This is a genomic window from Sphingomonas aerolata (assembly GCF_023935825.1).
Classification (GTDB): domain Bacteria; phylum Pseudomonadota; class Alphaproteobacteria; order Sphingomonadales; family Sphingomonadaceae; genus Sphingomonas; species Sphingomonas aerolata.
This window is the reverse complement of record NZ_CP098762.1, coordinates 3,131,565-3,150,694: the sequence shown is the minus strand read 5'-3', so window position 1 is coordinate 3,150,694 and position 19,130 is coordinate 3,131,565. Positions and strand designations below refer to the sequence as shown.

The window sequence follows — 19,130 nt, the reverse complement described above, 5'->3', positions numbered from 1 at the left end:
CGGCTCGTTCCGTGCCCATAACCCCCTCATCCGGAGACTTATGGTGAACATTCTCGTCGTCCTCACCTCGCATGCCGACCTCGGCGATACCGGCCGCAAGACCGGCTTCTGGCTCGAGGAACTCGCCGCCCCCTATTACGTGTTCAAGGATGCCGGCGCGTCCATCACGCTGGCCTCGCCGGCCGGTGGCCAGCCGCCGCTCGATCCGAGCAGCGCGAAGCCCGATGCGCAGACCGATGCGACGCGCCGGTTCGAGGGGGATGCGGAGGCCAGCGCCGCGCTCGCCGACACGCGGAAACTGTCTGAGATGAAGATCGCTGATTTCGATGCGGTGTTCTATCCAGGCGGTCACGGTCCGCTCTGGGATCTGGCAAACGACAACGCGTCGATCGCGCTGATCGAGACGACCATCGGCGCGGGCAAGCCCGTGGCGCTGGTCTGTCACGCGCCCGGCGTGTTGCGCGACGTGAAGGCGGCCGATGGCTCGCCGCTGGTGAAGGGGAAGACGGTCACCGGCTTCACCAACAGCGAAGAGGCCGCGGTCGGGCTCAGCGATATCGTGCCGTTCCTCGTCGAGGACATGCTCGCGCAGCATGGTGGAAATTATTCGAAGACCGCCGACTGGGGCGTGCATGTCGTCGAGGACGGCCTGCTGATCACCGGGCAGAACCCCGCATCGTCGGAAAAGGCGGCACAGGCGCTGCTGGCGAAGCTCGCCTGAGAGAACGGCCACCGGCTTGACCGGTGGCCGCCCTTCCGGGTGTCAGGCGCGGTTGGCGGCGCTGAGCACGGCGCGGACCGATGCGGTCGCTATGTCGGTGTCCATGCCGACACCGAACACCGTCTTGCCCGCCGCGGTCCGGCATTCGACATAGGCGGCCGCCTGCGCGTCCGCACCATGGCCGATCGCATGCTCGTTATAGTCCACCACATCGAGCGTCGGCCCGGTCGACTCCGCGATCGCCGCGATCACGCCCGAGATCAGTCCGTTACCGCGGCCTGAGATAGACCGTTCCTCGCCATCGATCGCGACGCGGCCGATGAAGACGCGCTGCCCTGCTGTACCGCTTTCCTCATAGTCGCGCAGCTCCACGCGGTCGTCGGCGTGCGGCAAATAGGTCCGCTCGAACAACTGCCAGATATCGACCGCATTCAGTTCGCGGCTCGTCTCGTCGGCATAGGCCTGCACGTGACGACTGAAGTCCGCCTGCAACCGCTTGGGGAGCTTCAGCCCCTTGTCCTGCTCGATCACCCAGGCGACGCCGCCCTTGCCCGACTGCGAGTTGACGCGAATCACCGCCTCGTAGCTGCGACCGAGATCGGCGGGGTCGATCGGCAGGTAGGGGACCTCCCACAATGTGTCGTTCTTCGCCTCCTGCGCGGCGAACCCCTTCTTGATCGCGTCCTGGTGGCTGCCAGAAAACGCCGTGAAGACGAGGTCGCCCGCGTAGGGTGTGCGCGGATGGACGGGGATGTTGGTGCAATAGTTGACCGTGTTCACGACCGCGTCGATGTCCGACAGGTCGAGCTTCGGATCGACGCCTTGCGTGTACATGTTGAGCGCAACGGTCACGAGATCGCAATTGCCGGTGCGCTCGCCATTGCCGAGCAGGCAGCCTTCGACGCGGTCCGCACCCGCCATCATGCCCAGCTCGGCGGCGGCGACGCCGGTGCCGCGGTCGTTATGCGTGTGCAGGCTGATCGCCACCGAGTCACGATTTCGGATGTGGCGCCCGAACCATTCGATCTGGTCGGCATAGATGTTCGGCGTCGCGCACTCGACGGTGGCGGGCAGGTTGAAGATGATCGGATTATCGGGCGTCGGCATCAGGACGTCCATCACCGCCTCGCAGACCTCGAGGCTGAACTCGAGCTCGGCGGTCGAGAAGGTCTCAGGGGAATATTCGAACTGCCAGCGGACGTTCGGTTGCTTGGCGGCCTCGTCACGCAGCACCTTGGCGCCGTCGATCGCGATCTGCTTCACCTGCGCGCGGTCCATCCCGAACACGATCTTGCGCCAGGCGGGGCTGACCGCATTGTACAGGTGGACGATCGCGGTCTTCGCACCGACGAGGCTGGCAAAGCTCGTCTCGATCAGGTCGCGGCGAGACTGCGTCAGCACCTGGATCGATACGTCGTCGGGGATGCGGCCTGTCTTGACCAGGCCGGATATGAAATCGAATTCGGTCGCGCCCGCGCTGGGGAAGCCGACCTCGATTTCCTTCAGCCCGACCTTGCAGAGCAGGTCGAAGAAGCGCGTCTTCTTCTCGGCATCCATCGGGTCGATCAGCGCCTGGTTGCCGTCGCGCAGATCGGTCGACAGCCAGCGCGGCGGCTTGACGATCGTCTTGGACGGCCATTGGCGGTCGGGCAGGTCGATTGGCGGGAAGGGTCGGTATTTGGTCGATGGGTCGCGCAGCATGGCTCGTGTCTCTCGTGATCGGGAGCGTTCGGGTCAGCCCTTAGGCGCGAGGCGCGGGGGCTGGCCACCACGCAAACGATCGGCGCGCCTAAGGGCGCGTAAGTCGAAGCAGCAGGAGGCGACCGTGAGACATTGCGTCTTCCCTATCGCGCGGACACGGTAAATGTCCAGCGCGATAGGGTGGGCGTACGTATTATTGCGCAGCGAATGCCGCGTTGATCGTCAGGTCGACCTTGTCCGACACGACGGGGGCATAGGCGCCGATGTTGAAATCGCTGCGCTTGATCGAGGTCGTCGCGCGGAAGCCGAAGTTCAGCTTCTTGTTCATCGGGTTCGCGCCCGCACCGACGAACGTCGCCTGCAGCACGACCGGCTTGGTGACGCCCTTGAGCGTGAGATCACCGGTGATGGTCGCCTTGTCGCCGGTCGCGACGACCTTGGTCGAAACGAACTTGGCGGTCGGGTAGGTTGCGGCGTCGAAGAAGTCCTTCGACTTCAGATGGCCCGCGAATGGTGCGGACGTGACCGACAGCTGGTCGATCGCGAAATTGACCTCGACCTTGGTCGCGTTGGGCTTGGCCGGATCGATCGTGATGCTGCCACCCGACGCGCCGAGCTGCCCCTCGAGCATCGAGAAGCCCATATGGTTGAGCTGCCACGTCACCTGCGTGTGGTTTGCATCGACCGCGTAGGTACCGGCGGCGACGCGCGCCTTGACGGGGGCGCCGGGGACGGCGGCGGTCTGGGCCAGGACGGGGGCGGCGGTGAGGGCGAGGATGGTGGCTAGGGCTAGGCGCATGCGGGGTCTCCTGTTGAACGCGCGATGCTGGCCGAGCGGAGGGAGCGCGTCAAATGACGTTATGCCAACGCTGTGTTTCGGATTTGGGTCGGTGGGGGGGGGGGGAAGGCACGCCCGCTGTTGTTCCCCCGCGGACGCGGGGGGCTAGCTGAACCACGATTACCGCCCGAGACCTGGACCCCCGCCTTCGCGGGGGAACGGGTGTGGTTGGGAACGGCAGTGGTGTGGGAACGGGGAGGAGAGCGGTTACCCCCCCAAAAAAAAGCAACCACCCCGGCGAAGGCCGGGGCCCAGTTGGGGGACGGTGGTAACGGAAGACGGCGCTTCGTTACTCCGGCCTTTCCAACTAAGCCCCGGCCTTCGCCGGAGTGGGGTAGGGGGTGTTGGGGCGAGCGACGCGCAATCCCCACGCCCGCCCGTCGGCCACGGCGAAGCCGCGCCCTATGGGCGTGCTCCGTCGTGCCGGCCGCGCTCGCGCTTAGTTGCGCTCGCGATCCACCAGCGCATTCTTCCCGATCCACGGCATCATGCCGCGCAGCTCGCTGCCGATCTTCTCGATCGGATGCGCCAGCGCCTGCTTGCGCGCCGCCTTAAGCTCGGGCTGGCCCGCGCGGTTGTCGAGGATAAAGTTCTTCACGAAGCGGCCCGACTGGATGTCGGCCAGCACGCGCTTCATCTCGGCCTTGGTCTCCGAGGTGATGATCCGCGGACCCGTGGTGATGTCGCCATATTCGGCGGTGTTCGAGATCGAATAGCGCATGTTGGCGATCCCGCCCTCATAGAGCAGGTCGACGATCAGCTTGGTCTCGTGCAGGCACTCGAAATAGGCCATTTCGGGGGCGTAGCCGGCTTCGGTCAGCGTCTCGAACCCGGCCTGGATCAGGTGGGTGATGCCGCCGCAGAGCACGGCCTGCTCGCCGAACAGATCGGTCTCGCATTCCTCGCGGAAATTGGTCTCGATGATGCCCGAGCGCCCGCCGCCGACGCCCGATGCATAGGCGAGCGCGATGTCGTGCGCGTTGCCCGACTTGTCCTGGTCGATCGCGATCAGGCAGGGGACGCCGCCGCCGCGGACATATTCGCTGCGCACGGTGTGGCCGGGGCCCTTGGGCGCGATCATGATGACGTCGAGATCGGCGCGTGGCTCGATCAGGCCGAAATGCACGTTAAGGCCGTGCGCGAACGCGATCGTCGCACCCTGCTTCAGATTGTCGTGCAGGTCGGTCGCATAGATCGCGGCCTGATGCTCGTCGGGCGCGAGGATCATGACGATGTCGGCCCAGGCGGCCGCCTCGGCGTTCGACTTGACTGCGAACCCGGCCTCGATCGCCTTCTTGGCGGTTGGCGAGCCCTCGCGCAGCGCGATCGCGACGTCCTTGACGCCCGAATCGCGCAGGTTCTGCGCGTGCGCATGGCCCTGCGAGCCGTAACCGACGATCGCGATCTTCTTGTCGGTGATCAGGTTCAGGTCGGCGTCGCGATCGTAATAGACACGCATTATATTCTTCCTTCTTTCGTCATTCCGGCGAACGCCGGAACCCAGGGTTCCAGGCGGCGCCGTTCGTGGTTCTGTGTCCCGACTTGCGTCGGGATGACGGGGTAAATTCAGGCCGGCTCTTTGCCGCGGGCGATTGCGACGATGCCGGTGCGGGCGACTTCGATCAGGCCGACTTCGCCCATGAGTTCGACGAACTTGTCGATCTTGTCGATCCCGCCGGTCACCTCGAACACGAAGCTCGACGTCGTCGCATCGACCACGCGCGCGCGGTAGACGTCGGCGAGGCGGAGCGCCTCGATCCGGTGGTCGCCGGTGCCGCGCACCTTGACCAGTGCCAGCTCGCGCTCGACATGCGCGCCCTGCGCGGTCAGGTCGGTGACCTTGTGGACGGGGACGAGCCGGTCGAGTTGCGCGAGGATTTGCTCCATCGTCGCGGGAGATGCGCTGGTGACGATCGTGATCCGGCTGACCGCCTTGTCGGCGGTGATCTCCGAGACGGTCAGGCTCTCGATATTATAGCCGCGCGCGGTGAACAGGCCGGCGATCCGGGCGAGGATGCCCGGTTCGTTGTCGACGATCACGGCGAGCGTGTGCCGCTCGGCCTTTTCCTGGGAAATATGCATCAAACCAGTGCCTTCGCTTCGTCGTCCATCGTGCCCGACACTTCGTTCGCCTGCAGGATCATGTCGGTATGCGCAGCACCGCTCGGGATCATCGGGAAGCAGTTGGTCAGCTGCGACACGCGGCAATCGACGATCACCGGGCCGTCATGGGCCAGCATCTCGGCGATCCCGCTGTCGAGCTGGTCGCGCGTCTCGATCAGGATGCCCTTCCAGCCGTATGCCTCGCCCAACCGGACGAAATCGGGCAGCGAATCCGAATAGCTCTCGGCGTAGCGGCTCTCATAGGTGAGTTCCTGCCACTGGCGGACCATGCCCATATACTGGTTGTTGAGGATGAAGATCTTCACCGGCAACCGGTATTGGGTGGCGGTCGCCAGCTCCTGGATGTTCATCTGGATCGACGCCTCGCCGGCGATGTCGATCACCAGCGCGTTCGGATTGCCGAGCTGCGCGCCGATCGCGGCGGGCAGGCCGTAACCCATCGTGCCGAGACCACCGCTGGTCAGCCACTTGTTCGGCTTTTCGAACCCGAAATGCTGTGCTGCCCACATCTGGTGCTGGCCGACCTCGGTCGTGATGATCGGGTTGCGTGCCTTGGTCGCGTCGAACAGCGCCCGGATCGCGCGCTGCGGCATGATCTCGTTCGGGTCGTTCTCGGGGAAGTCCAGGCACTTGACCGCACGCCAGCCGGCGATCCGCCGCTGCCAGTCGGTGGTGTCGGGCTTGGGATGCTGACGGCTCTTCCAGATCCGCACCATGTCCTCGAGCGCATGGCCGACGTCCGCGATGATGCCGAGATCGACGCGCACCGTCTTGTTCACCGACGAGCGATCGATGTCGATGTGCACTTTCCGCGAATTCGGGCTGAACGCGTCGAGCCGGCCGGTCACGCGGTCGTCGAACCGACTGCCCAGCGCGACGACGAGGTCGGCCTGGTTCATCGCCATGTTGGCCTCGTAGGTGCCGTGCATCCCGAGCATGCCGAGCCACTGCTCACCGCTCGCGGGATAGGCGCCGAGGCCCATCAGCGTCGACGTCACCGGTGCGCCGGTGATGCGGACCAGCTCACACAGCAGCTGGCTCGCAGCCGGGCCCGAATTGATGATGCCGCCGCCGGTGTACAGGACCGGACGTTCGGCCGCGGCGAGCATGTCCACCAGCTGCTCGATCTGGCTCTGGTCGGCCTTCACCTGCGGGCGATAGGTCTTGTGCTGGATCGGGCCGGGCTTCGCATAGCGCGCGGTCGCGACCTGCACGTCCTTGGGGATGTCGACGACCACCGGCCCCGGACGACCCGAGGTGGCGATGTGGAACGCCTCGTGGATCACCCCGCCGAGCTTGGCGGGGTCCTTCACGAGATAATTGTGCTTTGAGCAATGGCGCGTGATGCCGACGGTATCGGCCTCCTGGAACGCGTCGGTGCCGATCAGCGCGGTCGGCACCTGACCGGTGATCACCACCATCGGGATCGAATCCATCAGCGCATCGGTGATCCCGGTGACCGCATTGGTCGCGCCGGGCCCCGAGGTGACGAGCACCACGCCGGGCTTGCCGGTCGAGCGGGCATAGCCCTCCGCCGCATGCGTCGCCGCCTGTTCGTGGCGCACCAGGATGTGCTTGATCCGGCCGCTGCGGAACAGCGCGTCGTAGATCGGCAGCACGGCACCGCCCGGATAGCCGAACACGACCTCCACGCCGAGATCGCACAGCGCCTCGATCAGGATATCGGCTCCACTCTTCTCGGTCATCACGTCAAAATCCTTTCGAATGCGCCGCCTTTAGCGCCTCGTGGAGGGGGCGGCTACCGATATAAAAGATGCGTGTCAAACATCATTTCAGCAATATAGTTTCAAAATGCTGCAAGCGCGTTGAAAAATCGAGTGCATCGGTGCGCGTCCAGGCGGCCGGGGGCTGGTGCCGGAGCCAGGTATATTGCCGCTTGGCATAGCGCCGCGTGGCGAGCGATCCGGCCGCGATCGCGTCGGTTTTCGACATCTCTCCGCGAACGAGCGCGGCGATCTCGGGAACGCCGATCGCGCGGCGGATCGGCGCGTCCTGCGGGATGTCGGTGCGGGCGAGGAGTGCGGTGACTTCCGCTTGGCTGGTCTCGGCCATCTCGGCGAAGCGCTGGTCGATGCGCGCGTTCAGCCAGTCGCGGTCGGGGATCAGGATCAGCGCGCGGACATCGAGACGGTCGCCGATCCCACCCACCCGTTCGGTCTGCCAGTCGGCGAGCGTGCGGCCGGTCCCGCGGACCACCTCCAGTGCGCGCGCGACGCGCGTGGTGTCGGCGGCGTTGAGCCGTGCGGCGGCGGGCGGGTCGAGCAGCGCGAGCGCGGCATGCGCCTCGGCGACGGGAAGCGCGCGGACCTTTTCGCGCAGATCGGGGTCGATCGCGGGGACGGGGGCAATGCCGTCGAGCAAAGTGCGGACATAGAGCCCGGTGCCGCCGACCAGGATCGGCAGTCTGCGCTCCGCCACCACCTCGTCGATTGCCCGCGTCGCCTCCGCGGCCCAGCGCGCGGCGGAATAGGTCGCGTCGGCGGCGTCGACATGGCCGAACAGGCGGTGCGGGACGCTCGCTTCCTCTTCGGCCGAAGGACGCGCGGTGAGGATGCGCAGATCGGCATAGACCTGCGCGGAATCGGCATTGATGACGACGCCGTCGTGGCGCGCGGCGATGGCAAGCGCGAGCGCGGACTTGCCGCTCGCGGTCGGCCCTGCGATGAGCGCGACCTTCGGGAGATGTTCTATGTTCACGGCAACGCTTATAGCCTCGGGCACGCTGACCGCAGGCGATATTTCGACCGCGATGGACCGGCTCCGCGATGCGGGCTGCGCGCCGGGTGCGAGCGGCTGGATCGACGAAGGTGACGCCGCCGACCTGATCTTCGGCATGGCGCCCGACGCGGCGCGGACCGCGCTCGAGGGGGCGTTCGGCAAGACCGATGTGGTCGTGCAGTCGAGCCTGACCCGGACCAAGGCGCTGCTGATCGCGGACATGGATTCGACGATGATCACCGTAGAGTGCATCGACGAGCTCGCCGACTATGCAGGCATCAAGCCGCAGATCGCCGAGATCACCGAGCGCGCGATGCGCGGGGAACTGGACTTCGAGGCGGCACTCGATGCGCGCGTCGCGCTGCTTGAGGGGCTGGCTGAGAGCGACATCGAACGCTGCCTTTCCGAACGGGTCCGGATCATGCCGGGCGCCAAGGCGCTGGTGCGGACGATGCGCGCCCAAGGGGCCGCGACGGTGCTCGTCTCGGGCGGGTTCACGCGTTTTGCTGAGCCGGTCGCGCGCGAGATCGGTTTCGACCGCGCGATCGCCAATGTCCTGAAGGTCGAGCGCGGCGTGCTGACGGGGGCGGTCGAAAAGCCGATCGTCGGATCGCAGACCAAGCTGACGACGCTGCGCGCGGCAATCGCTGACGGGCAGCTGGTCGAGGGACAGTCGCTGGCGGTCGGCGACGGCGCGAACGACCTGGCGATGATCGAAGCGGCCGGCCTGGGCGTCGCGTATCACGCCAAGCCGATCGTCGCGGCGGCGGCGGCGGCGAGGATCGACCATGGCGATCTGACCACGCTGCTCTACGCACAGGGGCTGCCCCGTGCGGCGTGGGTAATCGATTAACCCCCGTCGATTGCGTCCGTAGGCCGCCGAGTCCCACTTTGGTGATCCAGGTTAAGGCCGTGCACCATATCTCAGCTTGCCAAGTCACGCGCAAAATTTAGGGGTCGCGCCAAAGACTTACGATCGATTGGCTGAGACGAATGGATGCTGGCTGGGATTATGAGCGCTTCAAGGCGTTCACCTGTGCGGATGACGACGACATTGATACCTTCCGGCGGCTCGCCGGGCCGACGATCGGGTTGAAGCGTGGTGATACCCTGCGGATGCAGGGCTCGCCCGACCCGCAGGTCTATATGCTGCTGAGCGGCTGGGTCGCGTGCAGCATCATCGTCGGCGAGAGCGCGCGGCAGATCGTCAAGGTTCATCTGCCCGGCGATCTGGTCGGGATGCCGAGCCTTGCCGCCCCGACCGCGTGTGACACGATCGAAGCCGTCTCGGCGGCGAAGCTCGGCGTGATCGAGACCGCAGCGATCGGGCAGGTGTTCAGCAGCAACCCGCGGCTCGCGGCCCTGCTCTTCCTCGTCTCGCAGCAGGAGCGTGTCGTGTTGATGGAGCGGCTGGCGTCGATCGGGCGGACCAGCGCGGCGAGCCGGATCGCCGCGCTGATCCTCGAACTGCGCACCCGGCTGCGGCGCAACGACCCGACGATCGAGAACGTCGTGCCGGTGCCGCTGACGCAGGAGGATATCGGCGACATGACCGGGCTGACCCCGGTCTATGTCAACCGGACGCTGCGCCAGCTGCGGACCTCGGGGATCGCGACGTGGCGGCGCGGGGTCATCACGATCGACGACCGCGACGCGCTGGCGGTCCTCGCCGCGTTGCCGCAAAGTCCGGAACGCGACACGAGCTGGATCCCGAGCCGGCGCGGCTGAACGCCGGGCGTGTCGGGATGCGTCAGGGGGCGACGATGACGCAGGGCTGGCCTGACGCGGCGCAGGCGCGCGTCGCGTCCGCCCGGCTGGCGAATCCGCCCGCCTGCAGCCGCGTCACCGGTCCCGCCGCGACATAGCTGGGCTGCGCGCCGCCCAGCCTGCCCTTGACCTTGCCCCACAGCGTCTCGGCATTGCCGCGATCGCGGAACGCGCCAAGCTGGATCCGCCATTTCCCCGACCCGGCCACCGGCTTCGCTGCTGGCTTCGGCACGGGCTTCGGCGCCGGCTTGGGCGCGGACGCGAGCCGGGGCGGGGTGACCGGTGCGGGTCTGGTCGCGGCTTGCGAGGCAGCACGCTCCGGCGCAGCGCGCGGGGGCACCGGCGCGGGGGACACGGATGAGGCGGGGACCGTGGTGCGCGCGACCGGCGTCACCGGCCGGGGAGCGGGCTGGGGAGCGGGCCTGGCAGGGCCAGTGGCCGAGATCGGCGGCGGCGACGCAGGCGACAGTCCCGACCGCGCGATCTTTTCCTGCGCTGCATAGCGCTCGGCGAGCGCCGTGCCGCGCTGGCGGTCTTCGGGGGAGATATACTGGTCCATCTGCGCCAGCGTCTGCGAGGCCGACTGCAATCCCGACGTGCTCGCGCGCGACATCAGCGCATAGGCGCGCGGATAGTCGCGGGGGACCGCGTCGCCGTTGAACAACATCGTCCCGAGCACGAGCTGAGTCCGCGGTTCGCCGCGCGCCACCGACTTTTCGAGCCAGGGCAGCGCGTCCGCCTTCTTGTTGGCCTGGAACAGCGCGAGGCCGTAATTGTCCTGCGCCTGGACATGACCCTGCAGCGCCGCCTTGCGGAACCAGCTTTCGGCGAGCGCGGGGTCGAGCGTGACGCCGCGGCCGAGCTTATAGGCCTGGGCGAGATTGAACTGCGCATCGGCGTCACCCGCGATCGCGAGCGGACGCCACTGGTCGATCGCGGTCGCATAGTCGCCGCGGCTCCAGGCATCGACGCCGGCCTTCACGTCCGCCGCGGCCGGCACCGCGCCCAGCGCTGCCACCGTCGCCGCCGCGCCCAGAATCAGGTTGCGCATCGAGTACCTCGTTAAAGCCAAATGATGATCGTCATGTCGCGATAGCCCGGCGAAGGCAAAGATCGGGTTAAGCCGTGCGCCGGTCGGGTGCGGGGGCGCAGCACGTCGTCGTAACGGCTTGGGAACCACGCGTTAACCGCTTCTTATCCGCTGGCATGGCATCGCGTGCCTTGGTTGACGAGACGTAAGGGGGCTTATGCGCGTTCTGGCGATGGCATCGCAGAAAGGCGGGTCGGGAAAGACGACACTGTCCGGGCATCTCGCGGTCCAGGCGGAGCGCGCCGGGCAGGGGCCGGTCGTGCTGATCGATATCGATCCGCAAGCGTCGCTGACCGACTGGTGGAACGAGCGCGAGGCGGAGGCGCCGGCGCTGGCGCAGACCACGGTCGCGCGGCTCGCCGCCGATCTCGAAATTCTTCGCCAGCAGGGGTTCAAGCTGGCGGTGATCGACACGCCGCCGTCGATCACGGTCGCGATCCAGACGGTGATCCAGATCGCGGAGCTGATCGTCGTGCCAACCCGGCCGAGCCCGCATGACCTGCGCGCGGTCGGTGCGACCGTCGATCTGTGCGATCGCGCGGGCAAGCCGCTGATCTTCGTCGTCAATGCCGCGACCCCCAAGGCGCGGATCACGGCCGAGGCGATCGTCGCGCTCTCTCAGCACGGCACCGTCGCGCCGATGACGATCCACCAGCGCACCGATTTCGCCGCCTCGATGATCGACGGCCGCACGGTCATGGAGGTCGATCCCAAGGGCAAGTCCGCGGCGGAGATCGAAGCGCTCTGGGCCTATGTCACCGACCGGCTCGAAAAGAATTTCCGGCGCACGGTGTTCAGCGTGCCGAACGCAGGCGCGGGGTTCGGGCAGCGCGGGCCCGCGCCGGGCTTCGGCCGGCGGGTGGTCGGATGAGCGCGATGCCCGCCCGCCCGCCCGTCCAGTCGCATCCCGAATCGGCCGACCTGCCGAAGCCGCTGGGCTCGCTGTCGGCGTCGCTGCTGGCGCGCAAGGGCGACGCACGCCCGGCGATGCGGCCGCTCGCGCTCGGTACGGCCACGGTCGTACCGGTCGAGGATGATGCCGCTTCTGTCACGTCGGTGACGGTTGCGACCGCACGCCGGATCGCGCGCGAGAGCGCAGCCAGAACGCGCAACGGCAAGGCCGCCTTTACACTCCGCCTCGACAGCGACCGGCATGTCCGGCTGCGGCTGGCGAGTGCGATGACGCGGCATTCGTCGCAACACCTCGTGACGCTCGCGCTCGATGCCTTTCTTCAAAATCTGCCCGAGGTCGACGCGCTCGTTGCGCAGCTTCCCGTGACCAGGGCCCCGAAATGAACCGGTGGGATCATAGCCGATGACGACACGAATCCTTCTTTCGATGGGGCTGTCGGCCCTTGTACTGGGCGGCACGATGGTCGGGTGCAGCGCGGGCGAGACCGGCCGCGGCCTCGCCTCGGCGAGCGATCGCAACGCCGATCTCGAAGCCAAGGCGGGCGCGGTGAACGCGCACCGTGCAGAGGTCGCGCTGGCCCGGCACGATGGCGGCGCCGCGGTCTATTTCGCCGAGGCGGCGGTGGCGATGATGCCGCAATCGGCGGCGTATCGGCTGCTGCTTGCACAGGGCTATCTCCAGGCGGGGCGGTTCACCTCGGCGCGGCAGGGGTTTGCCGATGTGCTGGCGCTGTCGCCGGCGGACGGGAAGGCGGCGCTCAACCTGGCGCTGACGCAGATCGCCGGTGGCGACACGCAGGGCGCGCGGCAGACGCTCGAACGCAACGCATCGATCATACCGCCGAGCGATCGTGGCCTCGCGCTGGCGCTGGCGGGCGATGCCGGCGGCGCGATCGGGCTGCTGACCGAGGTCGCGCGGTCATCGGAAAGCAATGCCAAGGCCCGGCAGAACCTTGCGCTCGCGCTCGCGCTGGCGGGCCAGTGGCAGGCCGCGCGCGTCGTCGCCGCCGCCGATCTCGCGCCGACCGAGGTCGATGCGAGGCTCGAACAATGGGCCCGTTTCGCACAGCCGACGACGTCATATGATCAGGTCGCCGGCCTGCTAGGCGTGCGCGCGATCGCCGATGCCGGCCAGCCCGCCGCGCTCGCGCTCAACCGCGCACCGCTCATGCCGACGGTCTCGCCGATCGAGGCGCTGGCCGCGGTCGAACGCAGCGCGCGTCCCGTCGCACTGGCCGAAGCGGGATCGGCTCTGGCCCCGTCGAGGATCACCTTCGCCGCGCCGCGCGAGGTCGTCCAGGCCCTGCCCGGCGGCATGCCGACGATGCTCGCCAGCCGCAGCGAGGGCGCCGTGCTCGCCGCGCGTGCGCAACGCGGCGTGCGCGCGATCCCGACAGGGACGGGCGACTGGTATGTACAGATCGGCGCCTATGACAATGCCGGCGTCGCGAGGGCCGCCTGGAGCCAGGCCACGCGTCGCTTCGACGGCTTCTCCGGCCGCCAGCCCAACGGCATGGCATTCAAGACGAATGGCGAGGCCTATTACCGCCTTTCGGTCGGCGGGTTCGGCCGCGACGAGGCCAATCAGGTGTGCCGGCGCTACCGCGCGACCGGTGGCGCCTGTTTCGTGCGACAGGGCGCCGGCGACCAGATGGCGCTTTGGCTGCGTGGCGGCGGCGTCGAGGTCGCGACCCGCTGAATGACAGGCGAGATCCGACGCGCGATGCCGGTCAGATCTCGCGGCCGCCTTTCCAGACGCACAGTACCTTGCCTTGCACCGGCAAGCCGTCGAACGGCGTGTTGTTCGCGCTGGCGGCGAACGCGTCGCCGGTGATCTGCCACGGCGCCTGACCATCGAACAGCAGGAGATCGGCGGGCTTGCCGACCTCCAGCGTCCCGGTGTCGAGCCCGAGCACGGCGGCCGGGTTGCGGCTCAGCAGCGCGAACAGCCGGGACAGCGTGACCCGTTCGTCGCGCACCAGCATCAGCGCGAGCGGCAGCAGCGTCTCGGCTCCCGCCATCCCGGCGCTCGAATCGGCGAAGGGCAGGCGCTTTTCCTCGGGCCCGCGCGGATCATGCGCGGAGCAGATCACGTCGATCGTGCCGTCGGCGACCGCCGCCAGCGCCGCCTGGCGATCCGATTCGCTCCTGAGCGGCGGCGAGAGATGCGCGAAGCTTCGGAAGTCGCTGACCGCGATGTCGGACAGATGGAGATGCGCGGGCGTTATGCCGCAGGTCACCGCCACGCCGCGGCGCTTGGCGGCACGGATCAGGTCGAAGCCGGCCGCCGTCGTCACCTGGCGGATGTGAAGCCGCGCACCGGTGTCCTCGGCCAGCATCAGGTCGCGCGCGATCGCGAGCGCCTCGGCGATCGCGGGGGCGGCGGGCAGGCCGAGCCGGGTCGCAGTCTCGCCTGCGGTCGCGACGGCGCCCGCGGTCAATCCGCCGTCCTCGGCGTGCGTGACGACCGCGATGTCGAGGTCGCGCGCATAGGCGAGCACGCGGTGCATGACGCCGCTGTCGGCGATCCAGCCCTTGCCGGTGCCGACCGCGCGCGCGCCCGCCGACAGGCAGACCGCCATCTCGGCAAGGTCATGACCGGCCAGCGCCTGAGTCGCGGCGGCGATCGGGTGGATCCACAGGTCGGGCTTGCCGATCAGCGCGGCGCGCTGGACGATGCCGGGATCGTCGAGCACAGGCGACTGGTCGGGCATCAGCCCAACGCGGACGATCCCGCCCGCGCGGAAGGCGGCCCGGTCGATCTTCGCCACGCCCAGATCGACGATGCCGGGGGCGAGCGTCTTGCCCGCGCAGTCGATCGTCTGCGCATCGGCGGGGATCTCGACGAGCCCGGTCGCGACGACGACGCCGTCGCGGATCAGGAGATTGCCCTTGGTGATGCCGCCGACCGGGCAGACGAGCGTCGCATTGGTGAGCGCGAGGATCATACCCAGCCCTCCACGCCGCGCGCGCGGCGGGTCAGTACGTCGAGGCACGCCATGCGGACCGCGACGCCCATCTCGACCTGCTCGGTGATCGCGGAGCGGGCGTGATCCGCGACCGCTGAATCGATCTCGACGCCGCGGTTCATCGGCCCGGGGTGCATCACCAGCGCATCAGGCGCCGCTCGCGCGAGCCGTTCGAGCGTCAGGCCGTAGCGCATCCGGTATTCACGCGTGGAGGGCACGTACGCGCCGTCCATCCGCTCGTTTTGCAGGCGCAGCATCATGACCACGTCGGCGCCCTCCAGCGCGGCATCGAAATCGGTGAACGCGGTGACCCCCATCTTGTGGATCGCCGCGGGCATCAGCGTCGACGGCGCGCAGACGCGGACCTCGGCGGCGAGCGCGGTAAGTGCGAGGATGTTCGAACGCGCGACGCGGCTGTGCAGCACGTCGCCGCAGATCACGACACGCTGCCCCGCGATCGATCCGCGGCGGCGGCGGATCGTCAGCGCGTCGAGCAGCGCCTGGGTCGGATGTTCGTGGCGGCCGTCGCCTGCGTTCAGGACGGGGCAGTCGACCTTGTCGGCGATCAGCCGCACCGCACCGCTCGCCATGTGGCGGATGACGATGACGTCGGCGCGCATCGCGTTCAGCGTCATCGCGGTGTCGATCAGCGTCTCGCCCTTCTTCACGCTCGACTGCGCGGCGTGCATGTTGACGACGTCGGCGCCGAGCCGCTTGCCCGCGATCTCGAACGACAACAGCGTGCGCGTGCTGTTCTCGAAAAACGCGTTGATCTGTGTCAGGCCCGCGAGCCTTTTGTCGGGGGTCGCGTGGGTGCGGTTCGCCTCGACCCAGGTTTCCGCCTCGTCGAGCAGGAACGCGATTTCGTGCGGCTGGAGCCCGTCGATCCCGGTGAGGTGCCGGTGCGGGAAGACGGCGCCGCCCTCGATAAGGGTGGCGGGGCGGTGATCTGAACGTTGCATCAAGCGCGCTGGGTAGTGGGCTGCGGCGGCGGGGGCAAGGTTCGTCGCTCGACGCGGGGTGGTTAACCCGGTTTTAGGGGCGGCCTGCGATCAGGGACACATGGTGGGGACTGATAACGAGACTGACGTGACCACGCAGCGCGCGCGGTGGTGGGAGCACGGCCGGGTTATGGTCGCGCTCGTTGTCGCGGCGGCGGTGCCGTTGTTGTGGCCCGCGTTGCCGCCGCTGGGCGATCTGCCGGGGCATATGGGGCGGTGGCACATAGCGATGGCGCTGGGGGATTCGCCCGATTTAACGCGCTATTATACGTTTCACTGGGCACTGATCCCCAATCTGGGGATGGACCTGGTGGTGCCCGCGCTCGCCCTTATCATCGGATTCGAGTCCGCGACGAAGCTGGCGGTGATCGCGATTCCGGTGGTGACGGTCGCCGGCCTTTTATGGACCGCGCGCGAGGCGCACGGGCGCGTGCCGCCGACCGCGATCCTTGCGGTGCCGCTCGTTTATGCCTGGCCGTTCCAGTTCGGGTTCGTCAATTTCGCGCTGTCGCAGGCGCTGGCCTTTTGCGCGCTGGCCGTCTGGATCCGCTGGGGGCGTGAGGGGCGGTTTGCGGTGCGCGCGGTGGCATTCGTTGCAATCGCGCCCGTGCTGTGGGTGGCGCACAGCTTCGGCTGGGGGATGTTCGGGTTGATGGCGGCGGCCGCCGAACTCGCGCGGTTGCGGGCGGCGGGGCGGGGCTGGGGCGCAGCGCTCGGCGGGACCATCAGCCAGTGCCTGCCGCTCGCGGGGCCGCTGGGCATCATGGCCTTCCAAGCGGGGCTTGGGTCCGGGCACGGGGAAGCCGGGCTCGGTGCGTCGGACTGGTTCAACATGCCCGCCAAGGTCGGGTGGATCCTGTCGATTTTCAGGGACCGGTGGCAGGCGTTCGACCTTCTGTCGCTGATCCCGCCTGTCCTCGTCCTTTATGCCGCGGCGCGCAGCCATGACTGGCGGTTTTCGCAAATTCTCGGCTGGCCTGCGCTGGCGTGTCTGGCGGCGTTCGTTGCGTTGCCGAGGTTGCTGATGGGGGGCGCCTATGTCGATATGCGGATCGCGCCTGCCATGGTGATGCTCGCGCTGATCGCGATCGCGCCGCCGGTGACGGGGAAGGCGACGCGGATGACCGCGTGGCTGGCGGTGCTGTTCGTCGTTGTCCGTCTGGGCGGCACGACATTGAGCTTTGTCGAGCGCTCTGCCGAGCAGCAAAGCGAGCTTTCCGCCATTGCTGCAATCCCGCGCGGCGCGGCGGTTTTGTCGCTGGTCGCACGGCCCTGTTTTGGCGCATGGACCGATCTGCGGCGCGATCACCTGCCTGGGCTGGCGATCGTCCGGCGCGACGTCTTCACCAATGTTCAGTGGGTGATCGAGGGCCAGCAACTGCTGAGCATCCGGCATCAGGCCGCCGCCCCCTATCTCGCCGATCCGAGTCAGAGCGTTTTTCCTGCCCAATGTTCCGATATCGGGTCCAACTTCAGCGCAGCGATCGCCGGCTTCCCGCGCGCGGCGTTCACGCATGTCTGGACGATCGGGTATCCACCGGGGGCTGCGCAGGCCGCGGACTTGCGCGTCGTGTGGACCAACGGGACGTCGACTTTGTACCGCGTGGCGGGGCGCCGCGTCGTCCGCTAGATCTGCGCGGTCACCAGCGCGTCGATCGCGCCCTGGAGGATGTACGCCGCCGCCATCTTGTCGACCAGCTCGGCGCGCTTGGCGCGGCTGGCGTCCTGTTCGATCAGCGTGCGCGTGACCGCGACCGTCGACCAGCGTTCGTCCTGGAGCAGGATCGGCAACCCCATGTCCTTCAGATTCTGCGCGAACGCCCGCGTCGATTGCGAGCGCGGGCTTTCGCTGCCGTCGAGGTTGATCGGCAGGCCGATGACGAACCCGACGACCTTCTGCGCCGCGATCATCTCGGCGAGCGCGGCCTTGTCCTTCTGGAACTTGGTGCGGCGGATCAGCAACGCGGGGCTCGCGAACGACCAGCCGGCATCGCACAGCGCGGTGCCGATCGTCTTGGTGCCGACGTCGAGGCCGATCAGCCGTCCGCCATTCGGGAGCGCATCACGAAACTGCGCGGGGGAGAGCGTGATCATCGCGTGAACGCCGCAAGACGGCGGTTGGCGTCCGCGCGCACATTCGCCCAGAACAGCGGATAGTCGTAAACGTGGTAGTTGTTCCCGGGGAGCACGTAAGGCCCGAGATCGGGGCCCTCGCCGATCAGCAGGATACCCCGGTCGCCGCAGCGCGCGGGCACGTTGCCGACCGACAGCGTCGCGCTCGACAGGTCGGCGGACGGGACCAGCGTGCCGAGATTGGCGGTCGCGGGCGCGCTCGCATCGGCGGTGCCGGTCAGCGGGTTGGTGCAGACCATCGGCGTGGCCTTGCGCGGCTGCCCGTCGAACCCGGTGGTCCGGTCATAGGTCTCGACGACCAGCGACGGATCGGCGGGCTCGGAAAAGCTTTCCCACGACAGGATGCAGCCGGTCTGATCGTCGCTGCGGCATTCGGCCAGACCCATTCGCGGCAGGTCGGTGACGCGCGAGACCGGCCAGCCGACGACATAGGCGGCGACGATCCGCGCCTTCAGTTTCGGGTCGGTCGCGATCCGGTCACGCAGCAGCCGGGTGAGGTGGAGCGCGCCCTGGCTGTGTCCGGCGAGGATGATCGGGCGGGTCGGGCCGGCTTCCTTGAGGAACCGGTCGAACGCGGCGGTGACGTCGCCGTATGCGAGCGCGAGCGCGCGTTCGCTGTCAGCCTCGCTGGTCAGGAACGCGCCGAACGTCGCCTGGCGATAGCGCGGTGCCCAGATGTCGCCCGCGCCATTGAACGCGCTCGCCTGGCCGCGCAGGAACAGTTCGGCTCGGGCATTGGTCTCGGGATCGTCGATCGGCGCGTTCCAGTGGTCGCGGCTGATGTACGAGGTCGGGTGGATGAAGAAGATCGCCGCGCCCGTTCCCGGGGTGCCGGGTGCGTAGCCTTCGGGTGTCCAGAGCGCGGGGTTGCCGGGACGGTCGGGACGCGCGAGCCACAGGATCTTGCGCGCATAGATGTTCGCCGGCGCCTTGCGCTGCGCCTGGAACGTCTCGCTCGGGACCATCGCGATCCGCATCAGCTCGGTCCCGTACAGGCGATAGGCGAGCAGCGCGGCGATCGCGAGGACGATCATCGCGGTGACGAAATAGAGAAACTTGCGGGCCAAGCGGGACCTTCCGTGCAGGCGGTGGCGTCCCCGTGCCGCATGCGCGGCGCGGTTGCAACGGGTGCGTT

18 protein-coding genes are annotated in these 19,130 nt (G+C 68.0%); 7 read left to right on the top strand and 11 right to left on the bottom strand.

Translation table 11 applies throughout. The annotated features are described in order from the left end of the window. Positions 1-43: 43 nt before the first annotated feature. Positions 44-721, top strand: coding sequence for a type 1 glutamine amidotransferase domain-containing protein (locus NEF64_RS14355; protein WP_056405666.1), 678 nt, complete (start codon positions 44-46; stop codon positions 719-721). Positions 722-763: 42 nt separating this feature from the next. Here NEF64_RS14355 and leuA read toward each other — a convergent pair whose 3' ends face one another. The 6 genes from leuA to miaA all read right to left on the bottom strand — a co-directional run bounded on the left by leuA (position 764) and on the right by miaA (position 8,102). Beyond that, positions 764-2,422, bottom strand: coding sequence for a 2-isopropylmalate synthase (gene leuA, locus NEF64_RS14350; RefSeq protein WP_056405450.1), 1,659 nt, complete (start codon positions 2,420-2,422; stop codon positions 764-766). 193 nt (positions 2,423-2,615) lie between these two features. Further along, a complete protein-coding gene (locus NEF64_RS14345) occupies positions 2,616-3,221 on the bottom strand; it encodes a YceI family protein (protein WP_056405452.1) in 606 nt (201 codons plus the stop codon). A 478-nt stretch (positions 3,222-3,699) separates the two neighbouring features. Next, a complete protein-coding gene (gene ilvC, locus NEF64_RS14340) occupies positions 3,700-4,719 on the bottom strand; it encodes a ketol-acid reductoisomerase (protein WP_056405453.1) in 1,020 nt (339 codons plus the stop codon). Between the two features lie 107 nt (positions 4,720-4,826). Beyond that, a complete protein-coding gene (gene ilvN, locus NEF64_RS14335; protein ID WP_031395186.1) occupies positions 4,827-5,342 on the bottom strand; it encodes an acetolactate synthase small subunit in 516 nt (171 codons plus the stop codon). Continuing rightward, a complete protein-coding gene (locus NEF64_RS14330; RefSeq protein WP_056405455.1) occupies positions 5,342-7,090 on the bottom strand; it encodes an acetolactate synthase 3 large subunit in 1,749 nt (582 codons plus the stop codon). The genes ilvN and NEF64_RS14330 overlap by 1 nt, the downstream gene beginning before the upstream one ends. A gap of 82 nt (positions 7,091-7,172) precedes the next feature. After that, a complete protein-coding gene (miaA, locus tag NEF64_RS14325; RefSeq protein ID WP_056405457.1) occupies positions 7,173-8,102 on the bottom strand; it encodes a tRNA (adenosine(37)-N6)-dimethylallyltransferase MiaA in 930 nt (309 codons plus the stop codon). On the opposite strand from miaA, the gene serB reads away from it, so the two are divergent. Together serB and NEF64_RS14315 are read left to right on the top strand one after the other, a co-directional pair. Continuing rightward, positions 8,095-8,976: a phosphoserine phosphatase SerB gene (gene serB / locus NEF64_RS14320; protein WP_031393966.1), complete on the top strand. Its 882-nt coding sequence runs from the start codon at positions 8,095-8,097 to the stop codon at positions 8,974-8,976. The two genes, miaA and serB, sit on opposite strands and share 8 nt — an antisense overlap. 140 nt (positions 8,977-9,116) lie before the next feature. Beyond that, complete coding sequence (locus NEF64_RS14315) at positions 9,117-9,851, top strand: Crp/Fnr family transcriptional regulator (protein ID WP_056405459.1); 735 nt, start codon at positions 9,117-9,119, stop codon at positions 9,849-9,851. A 22-nt stretch (positions 9,852-9,873) separates the two neighbouring features. Here the strand turns inward: NEF64_RS14315 and NEF64_RS14310 are convergent, their stop codons facing one another. Next, the gene (locus tag NEF64_RS14310) at positions 9,874-10,941 is read right to left on the bottom strand and encodes an SPOR domain-containing protein (RefSeq protein WP_056405462.1); all 1,068 of its coding nucleotides are present in this window, start codon (positions 10,939-10,941) and stop codon (positions 9,874-9,876) included. A 196-nt stretch (positions 10,942-11,137) separates the two neighbouring features. On the opposite strand from NEF64_RS14310, the gene NEF64_RS14305 reads away from it, so the two are divergent. The 3 genes from NEF64_RS14305 to NEF64_RS14295 are packed head-to-tail and all read left to right on the top strand — an operon-like array spanning position 11,138 to position 13,591. Then, a complete protein-coding gene (locus tag NEF64_RS14305; protein ID WP_031394522.1) occupies positions 11,138-11,851 on the top strand; it encodes a ParA family protein in 714 nt (237 codons plus the stop codon). Continuing rightward, positions 11,848-12,276, top strand: coding sequence for a hypothetical protein (locus tag NEF64_RS14300; RefSeq protein ID WP_056405464.1), 429 nt, complete (start codon positions 11,848-11,850; stop codon positions 12,274-12,276). Before NEF64_RS14305 ends, NEF64_RS14300 begins: the two co-directional genes overlap by 4 nt. Positions 12,277-12,295: 19 nt before the next feature. Next, a complete protein-coding gene (locus tag NEF64_RS14295) occupies positions 12,296-13,591 on the top strand; it encodes an SPOR domain-containing protein (protein WP_056405465.1) in 1,296 nt (431 codons plus the stop codon). 31 nt (positions 13,592-13,622) lie between these two features. Here the strand turns inward: NEF64_RS14295 and NEF64_RS14290 are convergent, their stop codons facing one another. After that, positions 13,623-14,840, bottom strand: coding sequence for a dihydroorotase (locus NEF64_RS14290; protein WP_056405467.1), 1,218 nt, complete (start codon positions 14,838-14,840; stop codon positions 13,623-13,625). Further along, positions 14,837-15,823, bottom strand: a complete 987-nt coding sequence (locus NEF64_RS14285) for an aspartate carbamoyltransferase catalytic subunit (RefSeq protein WP_056405470.1) — start codon at positions 15,821-15,823, stop codon at positions 14,837-14,839. The genes NEF64_RS14290 and NEF64_RS14285 overlap by 4 nt, the downstream gene beginning before the upstream one ends. Positions 15,824-15,923: 100 nt before the next feature. On the opposite strand from NEF64_RS14285, the gene NEF64_RS14280 reads away from it, so the two are divergent. Continuing rightward, positions 15,924-17,492 carry a hypothetical protein gene (locus NEF64_RS14280; RefSeq protein ID WP_056405473.1) on the top strand — a complete coding sequence of 523 codons (1,569 nt, stop codon included), beginning with the start codon at positions 15,924-15,926 and terminating at the stop codon, positions 17,490-17,492. Here the strand turns inward: NEF64_RS14280 and ruvX are convergent. Continuing rightward, on the bottom strand, positions 17,489-17,956 hold the full coding sequence (ruvX, locus tag NEF64_RS14275; protein WP_056405475.1) for a Holliday junction resolvase RuvX: 468 nt from the start codon (positions 17,954-17,956) through the stop codon (positions 17,489-17,491). The genes NEF64_RS14280 and ruvX overlap by 4 nt on opposite strands. Beyond that, entirely contained in the window at positions 17,953-19,062 is a 1,110-nt protein-coding gene (locus NEF64_RS14270) for a DUF3089 domain-containing protein (RefSeq protein WP_056405476.1), read from the bottom strand. Before NEF64_RS14270 ends, ruvX begins: the two co-directional genes overlap by 4 nt. Between the last annotated feature and the right edge of the window lie 68 nt (positions 19,063-19,130).